Source organism: Azospirillum sp. UENF 211521, assembly GCF_058780535.1.
The window spans coordinates 336,378-349,841 of record NZ_JBSNCF010000003.1 but is presented as its reverse complement, the minus strand read 5'-3'; the positions used below and the strand labels follow the sequence as shown (position 1 = coordinate 349,841).

Genomic DNA, 13,464 nt, shown 5'->3' with positions numbered 1-13,464 from the left:
CGCCCAGACCGTGGGGCAAGGCTGTCTTGCGCTGCCATTGTCTCACTATATGGACAAAGATTTATTTATTTGACACACTCCGTACGCCTTCATAAAGTGGTGGAAACTGATATGCCAGATATCGGACAACAACGCGGGAGGGAGGATATGGCCGGCATCGGAGCAAATCCGCTCGATGCACAAGCGTCGCCGGAGAAGCCGCAGGCCTCCGGAACCCAGACGCTGATGCGCGGCCTCGCCCTCCTGGAATGCGTGGCGGCGGGCATCGGTGACGTGAAGGGCATCGCCGCCCGGCTGGGCACGCCGCGCAGCACCACGCACCGGATGCTCAACAGCCTGACCCAGGACGGCTATCTGCACCACGTGCCCTACAAGGGCTATCTGCTTGGGCCGAAGCTGATCGCGCTCGGCATGCGCGCGCTGGAGCAGCGCCCGCTGGTCGCCATCGCCCGCCCGCACATCGAGGAACTGGCCCGCCAGACCGGCGACACCGTCCATCTCGGCGTCGTCGAAGGGGCGGAGGTCTTCTACCTCGACAAGATTCCGAACACGCGCGGGCTGGAGATGCGGTCGCGCATCGGCCTGCGCATGCCGCTGGCCTCCACGGGGCTTGGCAAGGCGCTTCTCCTCGGCCTGCCGCGCGAGCGCTGGTCCGAGCTGTACGAACACGCGCTCCGCCTGACCGCGGCGGCGCCGGAACGGCCCCCGCTGGCGCCCTGGCCGGAGTTCGAATCCCGGCTGGCCGCCTATGTGGACCGCGGCTGGTCCTTCGACCTTGAAGAAAACGAAATCGGCATCCGCTGCGTCGGCGCGCCGATCCGTGACGTCCGCAACCAGGTCGTCGCCGCCATCAGCGTGGCGAGCGCCGTGCCCTACATGCCGGACGAACGGATGGAGGAGCTTGGACCCGTGGTCCGGGCGGTCGCCGACGCGATTTCAAAGGATTTGGGATGGAAACGGGACGAACGGGCGTCGGGGCATCGCTGATCGCCCTCGACTGGGGAACGTCGAGCCTGCGCGGCTTCCTGATGGGCGGCGACGGGCGGGTGCTGGACCAGCGCGCCAACGCGCACGGCATCCAGAACCTGCCGATGCCGGGCATCGCCGGCTTCGAGCAGGCCTTCGCCGACCTGTGCGGCGACTGGCTGGCAGCATATCCCGGCCTGCCGGTTGTGGCCGGCGGCATGGTCGGCAGCGCCCAGGGCTGGCGCGAGGCCCCCTATGTCCGCTGCCCCGCCGACACGACCACCCTGGCCTCGCAGGCCATCCCGGTGGAGAGCGCGTCGGGCTCCCGCATCCTGATCGCGCCGGGCGTCCTCTACGACCCGCCGAGCGGCCCGCCGGACATCCTGCGCGGCGAGGAGATCCAGATCGCCGGGGTGCTGGCCGACCGTCCCGACTGGGGCCGCGACGCCTGCATGGTGCTGCCCGGCACCCATTCCAAATGGGTGGAGATCGTCGGCGGACGCATGATCCGCTTCTCCACCTACATGACCGGCGAGACCTTCGCCGTGCTGTGCAAGCACTCGATCCTCGGCCGGCTGATGCCGGCGGACACCGCCCCGGCGGAGGCCGAGTCCGACGCCGCCTTCGCCGAGGGCGTGCGGGCGGCGCAGGCCAGCGGGCCGGGCGACTTCACGCACCAGATCTTCGCCGCGCGCACGCTCGGCATCACCCGCCGCATGCCGGCGGAGCTTCTGAAGGATTACCTGTCCGGCCTGCTGATCGGCCACGAGCTGGTCTCCGGCCTCGGCCACATGCGCAACGAGCTGCATGAGGGCCGTCCGCTTCTGCTGATCGGCGAGGGCGCGCTCTGCCGCCGCTACGTGCGCGGCCTGGAACTGCTGGGCGTCGAGCCCACCGACCGGCTTGAGAACACCGCCCCGCGTGGGCTTTTCCAGTTTGCCGTTGCCGCCGGCCTGATCGCGCTGGCGGGGGAGTGACGAACATGTCGGATGATTCCCTGAAGGCCCGCTTCGACGCCGCCTTTTCCGCCCTGCCGCTGGTCGCCATCCTGCGCGGCCTGACCCCCGCGGAGGCGGAGGGTGTCGCGCAGACGCTTTACAACAGCGGTTTCCGCATGATCGAGGTGCCGCTGAACTCGCCCGATCCGTTCACGAGCATCGCCGCCGTCCGCCGGCTGCTGCCGCGCGACGCGCTGGTCGGCGCCGGCACGGTCCTGGCGGTGGAGCAGGTGGCCCGGCTCAAGGAAATCGGCGCCGATCTGGTGGTCATGCCGCACGCCGACACGGCGGTGATCCGCGCCGCCAAGGCCGCGGGGTTGGTCAGCCTGCCCGGAATCGCCACGCCGACGGAAGCTTTCGCAGCGCTGTCAGCCGGGGCCGACGCCCTGAAGATCTTCCCGGCGGAGCTGGTCGGGCCGCGCATCATCAAGGCGATGCGCGCCATCCTGCCCGCCGGCACCCGCCTGCTGCCCGTGGGCGGCATCGCCCCGGACACCATGGCGCCGTTCCTGGAGGCCGGCGTGGCCGGCTTCGGGCTGGGGTCCGCGCTGTATGCGCCGGGCCTGTCCGCCGCCGAGGTCGGCGTCCGGGCGGACGCCTTCGTCGCCGCGTGGCGGCGCCTCAACCCGCGCTGACCGATCCACGGCACAGCGCATCAATCCGCGGCCGGTCGCAGAACGCGCCGCGGGCTTTCTCCTCCCCCTCCTCACCACAAGCAAAGTTCCAGGGAGAACGCTCATGAAGGGCTATCGTTTCCTCACCGGCGCCGTCGTCGGCGCGCTGACCTCCGCCACGATGATGGTGGCCGCGCAGGCCGCCGGCTATCCGACCAAGCCGATCGAGCTGACCGTCCCCTACGCGGCGGGCGGCGGCACCGATCTGGTGGCCCGCGCCTACGCCGACGCGGCCAAGAAGCACCTGCCCCAGTCGATGGGCGTGGTCAACAAGACCGGTGGCGCCGGCGCCGTTGGCCTGACCGAGATCATGGCCGCCCGCGCGGACGGGTACCGCATCGGCATGGGCACGGTGGAACTCACCATGCTGCCGCACATGGGCATCGCCCGCTTCACCGCGGACGACTTCACCCCGATCGCCCGCCTGAACGCCGAGCCGAGCGCCATCACGGTGAACGTCAACTCGCCGTTCAAGACCTTCGAGGACTTCCTGGCCAACGCCAAGGCCAACCCGGGCAAGGTGCGCATCGGCAACTCCGGCACGGGCGCCATCTGGCACCTCGCCGCGGCGGCGCTCCAGGAGAAGACGGGCGCCAGCTTCAGCCACATCCCCTATGACGGCGCCAACCCGGCGGTGACCGCCCTGCTCGGCAACCACATCGAGGCGGTGAGCGTCAGCCCGGCCGAGGTCGTGAACCACGTCGCCGCCGGCAAGCTGCGCATTCTCGCCGTCATGGGCGACGAGCGTTCGGCGGCCTTCCCGGAAGTCCCGACCGTGAAGGAAAAGGGCATCGACCTGTCGGTCTACACCTGGCGCGGCATCGTCGTTCCGAAGAAGACCCCGCAGGCCGTCGTCGATACGCTGCGCGAGGCGTCCAAGGCGACCGCCAACGAGCCGGCCTTCAAGGAGACCCTCACCAAGATGAACCTGACCCTGGCCTATGCCGACGGTCCCGAGTTCGGTGAGATGATCAAGAAGGACAACGCCTTCTTCAAGGACCTGATGACCAAGCTCGGAATGGCGAAGTAATCAGGAAAGACAGGGGCGCGGGCGTCCACCGCCCGTGCCCCGTGCGTGGAGACGTCCAATGAGCCATTCCTCTGGTGGAACTCCGGGGTCGGGAACGCCGCGTTCGGCCGACCTCTTCGCCGGCGCCGTGGTCGCCGCCGTCGCCGTCGCGGCCATCGTCGTGTCGGGCGGTTTTCCGACGATGGCCGGCCTCGACACCGATGTCGGGCCGGCCCGTTTTCCGATCATTTACGCGGGTGCGCTGCTCGTCCTGAGCGCGATCCTGGTCATCGGCCGGCTGATGCCCAAGCGCGGCGCCCAGGCCGCACCCGCCGAGCCGCAAGCCCCGGCCGAGGCGTTCCGGTTCCACCGGGTGGCCATCGGCGTGGTCGCGACCGCCATCTACATCTACATGCTGTCCCTGATCGGCTACCTGCCCACGACGGTGGTGTTCCTCATCGGCATGATGCGGCTCATGGGCATGCGCAGCTGGGTCCGCGCCCCGATCATCGCGGTGGCGGTCACGGCCTTCCTCTATCTGGTGTTCCTGTACGCCCTGCAGATCCCGCTGCCGGACGGAAGCCTGTTCGAAACGGGCGAGTTCTAGTCAGCGAGGAGATGGAAGATGTATGAAATCGACATGCTCCTTCAGGGCTTCGCCAACTTGGCCAGCGAACCCCTGCCGCTTCTGCTCGCCCTGATCGGCGTCACGCTGGGCATCATCATCGGCGTGCTGCCCGGCCTGACGGCCACCATGGGCGTCGCGATCCTGCTGCCCTTCACCTTCGGCATGGACCCGGTCTCGGCCATCCTGATGCTGTGCGGCGTGTTCTTCGGCGGCATCTTCGGCGGCTCGATCACCGCGATCCTGCTCAAGATCCCCGGCACCCCGGCCGCCGCCGCGACCGCCATGGACGGCTACGCGTTGAGCCAGAAGGGCCAAGCCGGCCTCGCGCTCGGCACGGCGACGCTGTCCTCCTGCTTCGGCGGTTTCCTCAGCGTCTTCATGCTGATCTTCCTGGCGCCGCTGCTGGCCGGCATCGCGCTGGAATTCTCCGCCGCCGAATCCTTCGCGCTCGCGGTGTTCGGCCTGTCGATCATCACCAGCGTGTCGGGCGACTCCCTGGTCAAGGGGCTGATCGCCGGCTTCCTCGGGCTTCTGCTGTCCACCGTCGGGCTCGACCCGATGGCCGGCTTCCCGCGCTTCACCGGCGGTTTCAACGAGCTGCTGAACGTTCCCTTCATCCCGGTGATGATCGGCCTGTTCGCGGCGTCGGAAGCCTTCAAGTCGCTGGGCCAGCCGGAGACGCGGGCCGAGGTCAAGGTCTACATCGGCCGGATCATCCCGCCCTGGAGCGTCTTCAAGGGCCTGATCTTCACCATTCTCCGCTCGTCGGGTCTGGGCATCATCGTCGGCATCATCCCCGGCGCCGGTGCGGACATCGCGTCCTTCGTCGCCTACAACGAGGCCAAGCGCTTCTCCAAGAACCCGGAGAACTTCGGCAAGGGCGAGATCAAAGGCGTCGCGGCCGCCGAATCCGGTGCCAACGCCTGCACCGGCGGCGACCTCCTGCCGATGATGACGCTCGGCATTCCCGGTGACGCGGTGACCGCGGTCATGCTGGGCGCGCTGACCATGCAGGGTCTCCAGCCCGGTCCGCTGCTGTTCAAGGACCACGCCGGTCTGGTGTTCACGCTGTTCGCCGGCATGCTGTTCTGCTACGCGGCCCTGCTGATCATCGGCCTGTCGTCGCTGCGCCTGATGGGCAAGGTGCTGGAGATGCCGCGCGCCATCCTGACGCCGCTCATCCTGGCGCTCTGCGTCGTCGGCGCCTACGCCATCAACAACAGCATGTTCGACGTGGGCATCATGCTGGCGGTCGGCGTGGTCGGCTTCTTCATGCAGCGTTGGGACTATCCGGCGTCGCCGGTCGTCCTGGCCCTGATCATGGGTCCGATGGCCGAGGCGAGCTTCCGCCGCGCCCTGTCGCTGTCGGGCGGCAGCCTGGACTTCCTCTACACCCGTCCGATCACGCTCGGCCTGCTGACCGTCGCGGTCATCACCCTGGCGCTGCCGCTGCTGCGCTACTTCCGGGGCAACGGCGGCAACGGTCCGACCGCGGACGGCGCGGCCGCCGGCACCGTGGGGTCCGCGAAATGACGACCGTCACGAGTGTTGGCCTGGAGGCCGTCTTCGATCCCGAGTTGCGCAACGGCACTGGCGAGAACCCGGTCTGGGACGCCGAGCAAGGCTCGTGGACCTGGATCGACATCCCGGCGCGGACCATCCACCGGCTCGACCCCTCCAGCGGCGCCCACCGCCGCTGGACCCTGCCGGAGATGATCGGCAGCCTCGTCCTGCGTCCGGACGGCGGCGCGGTCTGCGCCTGCGAGACCGGCGTCTTCGACGTCGATCTGCCGGGCGAAGGCGGGGAGGCGGTGGTCACCGCCCTCGCCACCCACCGCTTCCCCAAGGAGGGCATGCGCTTCAACGACGGGCGCTGCGACCGGCAGGGGCGGTTCTGGCTGTCCAGCATGGTCATGGACATCAGCAAGGGCGACGCCTCCGGCCTGTGGCACCGCTTCACGCGGGCCGACGGGCTGACCGAAACCGGGACCGGCGGCTACATCATTCCCAACGGCTCCGCCTTCAGCCCGGACGGGCGCACGCTCTACGCGTCCGACAGCCACCGCGACGTGCGGATGGTCTGGGCCTGGGACTACGACACGGACACCGGCACCGCCGTCAGCCGCCGGCCCTTCGTCGACATGCGGGCGATGGTCGGGCGTCCCGACGGCGCCGCGGTGGACGTCGACGGCTGCTATTGGATCTGCTGCCTGGACGAGGGCTGCATCAAGCGCTTCACCCCGAACGGCGACCTTGACCGCCGCATCGAGGTGCCGATGCGCAAGCCGACCATGTGCGCCTTCGGCGGGCCGGACCTGCGGACGATGCTGGTCACCTCGCTCAGCCGCGGGCCGGCGGACCTCGCCGAGGACCCGCATGGCGGGCGCGTCCTGATGTTCGATCCCGGCGCCCAGGGCCTGCCGGAACCCCGCCTGGCTGTTTGAACCCTCTCCCCGGAGGGGAGAGGGAACGTCAAGACCAAGACACGAGAGGCAAGGAATGTTTGACGATCTGAAGGGCAAGCGCGTTCTCATCACCGGTTCCACCCAGGGCATCGGCCTGGCGGCGGTGGAGGCGTTCGCCCGCGCCGGCGCCAAGGTCGCCATGAACGGCCGCCGCGTTCCGGCGGACCTGGAGGCCACGCTGGCCCGTCTGAACGGGCTGGGCGGCGAGGTCGTCTTCCTCCAGGCCGACGTGTCGGACAGCGCGGCGTGCGGTACGCTCGTCGAGGCGTTCGTGGAGCGCTTCGGCGGCATCGACGTGCTCGTCAACAACGCGGGCGGCCTGGTCGCGCGCAAGCCGCTGCCGGAAATCGACGACGCGTTCTTCGACGCGGTGACCGACCTGAACTCCCGCTCCGCGCTGATGGTGACCAAGCACGCGTTGCCGCACCTGAAGGCCGCGGCGGCGCAGAACGGCACCACCTCCTCCGTGATCTCGGTCGGCTCGGTCGCCGGCTACACCGGCGGCGGTCCGGGCGCCGGCCTGTACGGCGCGGCCAAGGCGTGGCTGCACAACATCCAGAAGAACTGGGTGGCCTTCCACACGAAGGATGGCATCCGATTCAACATGGTGTCGCCGGGGACCTTCGACACGGCCTTCCACGCCGACAAGGACGAGGACACCAAGGCCCGCATCGGCGCCGGCTTCCCGATGGGCCGCTTCGGCCGCCCGGAAGAGTGCGCTCCAACCTTCCTGTTCTTCGCGTCGCACGCCTGCAGCGGCTACATCACCGGGCAGGTTCTCGACGTCAACGGCGGCCAGTACATGCCGTAACGGGCACAGGCCGCAATGATCGGCTGTCCCGTCCGTGTCCGCTTGCTCAAAGCGGGCGCGGCGGGATCGCGGCGGTGAAGGCCGCCGTTTTGGCGGCGATGGCCGGCAGGGTGGGGAAGGGCACGCCGTCCTCGCACCGCAACTGCCGGGCCACCGCGTGCAGGGTGCCGTGATGGCGGCGGCAGAGGATGCCGTCGGCGTCGCGGTCGTAGAGCCGGACGAACTGGACGGGCGCCGCGCCCTCCTCCGCATGGACCTCCACCTCCACCAGATGGGTGCAGAAGGAGCAGGCGGTCAGCGGGTCCGTCGAATCGAAGGCCACGCCGGCCTCCAGGCAGCGCCGCGCGAAGGCCTCCAGAAGCACCGACGCGCTGTCCACCGTCTCCAGCCCACGCAGGGCACGCACGACGTCACGCATCTGGCCGACCTCCGGCAGGATCAGCCCGGCGGCGGAATGGCGGTCGTGGATCACCAGCTTCATCATGATGCGCAGGCCGTCTCGAACAGGGTGGGCTCGAACTGGGTGGGGCGGTGGTTGGCCGTGCCGTTCGCAGCGGCATAGCCGGGCCGGCTCGACCAGACCCGCTGGCGGATGCGGATCTGCGTCCGGCAGTCCGCCGAGCAGTAGAGCGGGGCGGGGCCGCGGCCGGAGGCGCGGGTGAACGGACGCCCGCAGCAGGCGCAATGCAGCGTCTGTGCGGAGGCGGGCTGGATCATTCGGGTGTGTGTCGGCGTCGGCATGGCTGGATTCACGAGGCATTTCCAAAGTTGGACGGACTATACGAGCGGTCTGTGACAGTTTGACGGGTGGGGGCGGGCTACCACTTTTTCGCGCCGCGGCCGCCGCCTGCGGACACGGAAACGCCTCTGGGCGCCGGCCGGTTCCCCCGCCGGATATGGCGGTTTGTGAATTAGGGAGATGCGTAAAATTAAGTTGTTTTTTCTTCAGGTAATGAGAATTCGGGAGAGTGTTGCGCCCAACCGGCACCGATAAATTGTCTTGGACGATAAAAAATCGCGTTGTAAGGTCTCTTTCGGCGGACGAGGGTGTTTCTGCAGGCTGGAGAAGCGCTGGTTGTGGCCGGCGCCCCCAAGCGGGGGAGTGCCGGATCGTCTTTTCCGCCGCAAGAGGAAGGGGCGGATATGGGAGCACCGACGAAGGCGACGATTCTCATCGTGGATGACACCGCCGACAACCTGTCGCTGCTGAGCAGCCACCTGAAATCCATTTATACGGTCAAGACCGTGAACAACGGAGACGCCGCCCTGCGCATCGCCTTTTCCGACCAACCGCCCGATCTGATCCTGCTCGACGTCATGATGCCGAGCATGGACGGCTATGAAGTGTGCCGCCGCCTCAAGGCCGATCCGCGGACAAGCGACGTTCCGGTGATCTTCCTCACCGCGCGCACCTCGGTGGAGGACGAGAAGTTCGGTCTCGATCTGGGTGCCGTCGATTACATCAGCAAGCCGATCAGCCCCCCCATCGTCCTGGCGCGGGTGAAGAACCACCTGTCGCTGAAGGCCACCGCCGACTCGCTGCGCGCCACCGTCGAGGAGGTGCGGGCCGCGCACAGCCGGCTGGAGGAGACGCAGCAGCACCTGATCCAGACGGAGAAGATGGCGGCGCTGGGCCTGCTGGTGTCCGGCGTCGCGCACGAGATCAACACGCCGATCGGCGTGGCGCTGACCGCGGTCTCCCATCTCTCCGGACTGGTCGAATCGCTGGCCTCGCAGTTCCAGAGCGGGGCGATCCGCAAGTCCGACCTCGCCCGCTTCCTGGAGAACGCGCGGGAAGGGGCGTTGCTGGTCACCACCAACATCGTGCGCACGGCCAACCTGATCCAGAGCTTCAAGCAGGTGGTGGTGGACCGCGCCGGGTCGGAGCGGCGGGTGTTCGACCTGAAGGACTATCTGTCCGACGCGCTGTTCGGGCTCGATCCCCACCTGCGAGAAGGCGGGCACAGCCTCACCGTCTGCTGCCCCGCCGGCCTGACCATCGACAGCCATCCCGGCCCGCTGTCGGAGGTGCTGTCCATCCTGATCCGCAACGCCGTGGACCACGCCTTCCGTCCGGGTCAGAGCGGGCGGGTCACCCTGTCGGTGACACCGCGGGAGGAGGATTGGGTGGAACTGCGCCTGTCCGACGACGGCAAGGGGATCGACCCGGAACATCTGCCCAAACTGTTCGACCCCTTCTTCACCACGCGCCGGGGCATCGAGTTTCCGGGGTTGGGGCTCTACATCGCCTTCAACCTCGTCCATCAGGTGCTTCAGGGAACCATCGAGGTGGAAAGCCTGCCCGGCGGCGGCGCCACCTTCGTCGTGCGCATGCCGCGGCGGGTGTCCGCCCTGGCGGAGGTGTCGGCCTGAGGCTGGTTCGGACGGCGGCTGGCGCGAAGGGCGGCGGTCAGGATACCGGAAGCCGTGCGGCGACCCGCTGCAGCACCGTCGGCGGATCGACCGGCTTGGCGATGTAATCCACCGCCCCCAGGGCGAAGCCGCGCTCCCGGTCGGCCTCGTCGGCCCGCCCGGTCAGGAAGATCACCGGGATGTTCCGGGTTCCCGGCGCCTCCTTCAGGGCGGCGCAGACCGCGTAGCCATCCATCTCCGGCATGACCACGTCCAGAAGGATCAGGTCGGGCGCGGGCGACGCGCCGGCGATCTCCAGCGCTTTTCGCCCGTTGTTGGCGACCTTGATCCGGTAGCTGTCTTTCAGCAGGCCGCTGAGCAGCTTCAGGTTGTCGGGCGTGTCGTCCACGATGAGGATCGTGGCCTTCGGCGCAGCGGGGGCCGGTGCGGCCGATGCGATGTCCATGAAATCGTTCCGATGTGGGGGAGCCGGCGGGCCGGCGTCTGATCAGGAATGCGCGGCCACGCCGCGCCCGGCCAGGGCCGCGTCCAGGGTCGCGGCGGCCTCGTCGAAGTCGAAGTTGCGGATCTGGCTGGCGATGGCCTCGAACCGGTCGGGGAAGGCGGCTTGCAGCAGGCCGGCGTTCGCCGTCAGCGCCTCCTCGGCGTCCGGGTCGCTGTCGACCAGAAGCTGGCGGAGCCGGTCGCACAGGGCGCGGAGTTCGTCCGCATCGACCGCGATGGCGTCGGCTCCGGACGGCGTGCTGGCGCCCGCCGGTGCCAGCGCCGCCTCCAGATGGGCGAGGAGGGCGCCGAGCGGCGGCTCCAGCGTGGCCAGCCGCGCGTCGATCTCCGGGCGTGGCCGGGCGTTGCGGATGACCGCCTCCAACCGCTCGGCGGCGTCCTGGACGGGGTGGGCGCCGATGTTGCCGGCGGTCCCCTTCAAAGTGTGGGCGCAGCGCTCCGCCGTGGCGAGGTCGCCCGCGTCCAGCGCCGCGCGGATGGCGGCCGTCGCACCGCGCTGCCCGGCGGTGAACTTGCGCAGCAGGTCGAGGTAGAGGCGCCGCTTGCCCAGCACCCGGGACAGTCCGGTGGCGGTGTCCAGCCCGGGAACGCCGACGGGCAGGTCGCCCTCCTCCTCCGCCATCCGGACGGGGAGGGGAAGGGGAGCCTCGGCGCCGAGCCCCGGGCGGGGCATGATCCAGGCCAGCAGTGTGGCCCACAGCGCCTCCGGATCGATGGGCTTGGCCAGATAGTCGTTCATGCCCGCGTCCAGGCAGCGGTCGCGGTCGGCCTGCATGGCGTTGGCGGTCATCGCGACGATGGGCAGAGCGTCGAAGCCCAGCCGGCGGATTTCCAGGGTCGCGGCAATGCCGTCCATGACCGGCATCTGCATGTCCATCAGCACGAGGTCGTAGGATGCCGCCTGCACCATGGCCACGGCGATGGCCCCGTTCTCCGCGACCTCCACCACCAGTCCGGCGTCGCCCAGCAGTTCGCAGGCCACCTGCTGGTTCAGGTCGTTGTCCTCGGCCAGCAGGATGCGCGCGCCGCGCAGGCGCGACAGATCAGCGGCCGGCGCGTCGGCCGGCGCCGGGGCGACGTCCGTCGCCGCCTCGTCGGCGCCGAGAACCCGCATGATGCCGTCGAACAGGGCCGACGGGTTGACCGGCTTGAACAGAACCTCTTCGATGGCTGTGTTCTCGGCGCCCTTCAGCACCTCCTCCCGGCCGTAAGAGGTGACCATGATGTGGTGGGGGGCCAGTTCCAGCTCCAGCGCGGCGAGGCCGGCGGAGGTCTCCAGCCCGTCCATGCCCGGCATCTGCCAGTCGAGCAGAACGACGCGGAAGGGCCGGCCGTCGCGCGCCGCGAGCCGTGCCGCCTGGATGGCCGCCTGACCGGATTCGACGGCCTCGGCGGTGAAGGACATGGCCGCGAGCATGTCGGTCAGTACGATGCGGGCGTTCTCGTTGTCGTCCACCACCAGGCAGCGCAGGCCGCGCAGATCGGGCCGCGGCAGCAGAACGCGGCGCGGCTTGTCGCGGCCCAGCCGGGCGGTGAACCAGAAGCAGGAGCCGCGGCCCGGCGCGCTCTCCACCCCGACCGCGCCGCCCATCAGCTCGGCCAGCCGCTTGGAGATGGCCAGACCCAGGCCGGTGCCGCCGTATTTGCGGGTGGTCGAGGCGTCGGCCTGCTGGAAGCTCTGGAAAAGCTGGTTTTTCTGTTCGTCGCTCAGTCCGATGCCGGTGTCGCGCACCTCGAAGCGGACGAGCAGCTCCTCGCCGGCCTCCTCCTCCAGCCGGACGATGATGGCGATCTCGCCGCGCTCGGTGAATTTGACCGCGTTGTTGGCGTAGTTGACCAGAATCTGCCCGATGCGCAGCGGATCGCCGATGAGGTCGCTCGGCACGGTCTGGGCGACGTCGAAGATCAGCTCCAGACCCTTGGCTGCGGCCTTCTCGGCGATCAGGTCGGCCAGCGTGCCGAGCACCTTGTCGAGATGGAAGCCGGTGCGCTCGACGCTCAGCTTCCCGGCCTCGATCTTGGAGAAATCCAGGATGTCGTTGATGATGCCCAGCAGATGCTGGCCGGACTGGCTGATCTTGAGCACGTAATCGCGCTGGCGCGGCGTCAGGTCGGTCTTCAGCGCCAGATGCGACAGGCCGATCACCGCGTTCATCGGGGTGCGGATCTCGTGGCTCATGTTGGCGAGGAAGCTGGCTTTGGCCTCGGACGCCGCCTCCGCCCGGTCGCGGGTCAGGCGCAGCTCCTCGGCCTGGGTGCCCAGCCGGACGACGGCGTTCTGGATGCTGTCCAGCTCCTGCGTGCGGGCGCCGGGAAGCCGGATGTCGCGCTCGCCCTCGCCGATGCGGCGCAGGCCCTCGGCGGCGGCGAGCAGCGGGCGCACCACATGGCGGCGGATCAGCAGCCCGGCGGCGATGAAGATCGCCAGAACGGCGACGAAGGCGAACTGGATGACCTGCGACACCAGACGGGTGCGCTCCTGGATCTGGCCGAGGCGGCCGGCCGTCAATTCGGTGACGTCGACCAGCAGCCGGTCGCCGACCGCGTTCAGCTCGACCAGCGTCTGCGCCCATTTCTCGGCGAGGCGCTCCTCCTCGGCAGACGCGTTGACGTCGCCGGCTGTGGCGCCCTCCAACCGCCGGGCCTTCGCCGAGGAGACCTGCCGGATGACCGCATAGGCGTCCGTCACCTGCCGCTTCAGCGCGGGATCGAACTGGAAGGTCGGGTGGAAGGCCAGGGCCTGGGCGGCCAGCAGCGCCTCGCGGCGGCGGCGGGGATCGTCGGCGGAGAGGACGATCGCCCCCGACTGCTTCAGCCGCTCCAGATTCACAACGGCGCGCTGGCGTTCCAGGATCAGCGGCACCATGCGGTCCTGGCTGTCGGCGGCCAGCCGTTCCATCTTGCCCTGCTCCCCGACGATGCCGAGGAACAGCAGACCGATCAGCACCAGCAGGATAGCGCCGCCGGTGAGAATCGCCGGCTGCAGCCGTACGCGGGGATGCCTGCGGTCGCGGGCGGGCGTCATGGCCGGTTCCG

13 protein-coding genes are annotated in these 13,464 nt (G+C 69.2%); 9 read left to right on the top strand and 4 right to left on the bottom strand.

Annotation, left to right across the window (positions count from 1 at the left end; translation table 11 throughout):
* Positions 1 to 147: 147 nt before the first annotated feature.
* The 8 genes from ACWPN5_RS26370 to ACWPN5_RS26335 all read left to right on the top strand — a co-directional run bounded on the left by ACWPN5_RS26370 (position 148) and on the right by ACWPN5_RS26335 (position 7,551).
* Positions 148 to 987: an IclR family transcriptional regulator gene (locus tag ACWPN5_RS26370; protein ID WP_040136541.1), complete on the top strand. Its 840-nt coding sequence runs from the start codon at positions 148 to 150 to the stop codon at positions 985 to 987.
* On the top strand, positions 951 to 1,943 hold the full coding sequence (locus ACWPN5_RS26365; RefSeq protein WP_492298303.1) for a 2-dehydro-3-deoxygalactonokinase: 993 nt from the start codon (positions 951 to 953) through the stop codon (positions 1,941 to 1,943). Before ACWPN5_RS26370 ends, ACWPN5_RS26365 begins: the two co-directional genes overlap by 37 nt.
* Before the next feature lie 5 nt (positions 1,944 to 1,948).
* A complete protein-coding gene (locus ACWPN5_RS26360) occupies positions 1,949 to 2,599 on the top strand; it encodes a 2-dehydro-3-deoxy-6-phosphogalactonate aldolase (RefSeq protein ID WP_492298302.1) in 651 nt (216 codons plus the stop codon).
* 103 nt (positions 2,600 to 2,702) lie between these two features.
* Positions 2,703 to 3,668, top strand: a complete 966-nt coding sequence (locus tag ACWPN5_RS26355) for a Bug family tripartite tricarboxylate transporter substrate binding protein (RefSeq protein WP_492298300.1) — start codon at positions 2,703 to 2,705, stop codon at positions 3,666 to 3,668.
* Between the two features lie 58 nt (positions 3,669 to 3,726).
* Entirely contained in the window at positions 3,727 to 4,254 is a 528-nt protein-coding gene (locus tag ACWPN5_RS26350) for a tripartite tricarboxylate transporter TctB family protein (RefSeq protein WP_137117596.1), read from the top strand.
* An 18-nt stretch (positions 4,255 to 4,272) separates the two neighbouring features.
* Positions 4,273 to 5,808, top strand: coding sequence for a tripartite tricarboxylate transporter permease (locus ACWPN5_RS26345; RefSeq protein WP_014241796.1), 1,536 nt, complete (start codon positions 4,273 to 4,275; stop codon positions 5,806 to 5,808).
* Positions 5,805 to 6,719, top strand: coding sequence for an SMP-30/gluconolactonase/LRE family protein (locus tag ACWPN5_RS26340; RefSeq protein WP_492298298.1), 915 nt, complete (start codon positions 5,805 to 5,807; stop codon positions 6,717 to 6,719). Before ACWPN5_RS26345 ends, ACWPN5_RS26340 begins: the two co-directional genes overlap by 4 nt.
* Before the next feature lie 55 nt (positions 6,720 to 6,774).
* Positions 6,775 to 7,551: an SDR family NAD(P)-dependent oxidoreductase gene (locus ACWPN5_RS26335; RefSeq protein ID WP_200476401.1), complete on the top strand. Its 777-nt coding sequence runs from the start codon at positions 6,775 to 6,777 to the stop codon at positions 7,549 to 7,551.
* A gap of 46 nt (positions 7,552 to 7,597) precedes the next feature.
* Here ACWPN5_RS26335 and ACWPN5_RS26330 read toward each other — a convergent pair whose 3' ends face one another.
* Entirely contained in the window at positions 7,598 to 8,035 is a 438-nt protein-coding gene (locus ACWPN5_RS26330; protein WP_145681783.1) for a hypothetical protein, read from the bottom strand.
* Complete coding sequence (locus ACWPN5_RS26325) at positions 8,032 to 8,292, bottom strand: hypothetical protein (protein WP_247888189.1); 261 nt, start codon at positions 8,290 to 8,292, stop codon at positions 8,032 to 8,034. Before ACWPN5_RS26325 ends, ACWPN5_RS26330 begins: the two co-directional genes overlap by 4 nt.
* 402 nt (positions 8,293 to 8,694) lie before the next feature.
* Here ACWPN5_RS26325 and ACWPN5_RS26320 point away from each other — a divergent pair, with 402 nt between their 5' ends.
* Positions 8,695 to 9,924: a sensor histidine kinase gene (locus tag ACWPN5_RS26320; RefSeq protein WP_492298295.1), complete on the top strand. Its 1,230-nt coding sequence runs from the start codon at positions 8,695 to 8,697 to the stop codon at positions 9,922 to 9,924.
* A 37-nt stretch (positions 9,925 to 9,961) separates the two neighbouring features.
* On the opposite strand, the gene ACWPN5_RS26315 is transcribed toward ACWPN5_RS26320, so the two are convergent.
* Together ACWPN5_RS26315 and ACWPN5_RS26310 are read right to left on the bottom strand one after the other, a co-directional pair.
* Positions 9,962 to 10,369: a response regulator gene (locus ACWPN5_RS26315; protein WP_492298294.1), complete on the bottom strand. Its 408-nt coding sequence runs from the start codon at positions 10,367 to 10,369 to the stop codon at positions 9,962 to 9,964.
* 42 nt (positions 10,370 to 10,411) lie between these two features.
* The gene (locus ACWPN5_RS26310) at positions 10,412 to 13,453 is read right to left on the bottom strand and encodes a response regulator (RefSeq protein WP_492298292.1); all 3,042 of its coding nucleotides are present in this window, start codon (positions 13,451 to 13,453) and stop codon (positions 10,412 to 10,414) included.
* Positions 13,454 to 13,464: the final 11 nt, after the last annotated feature.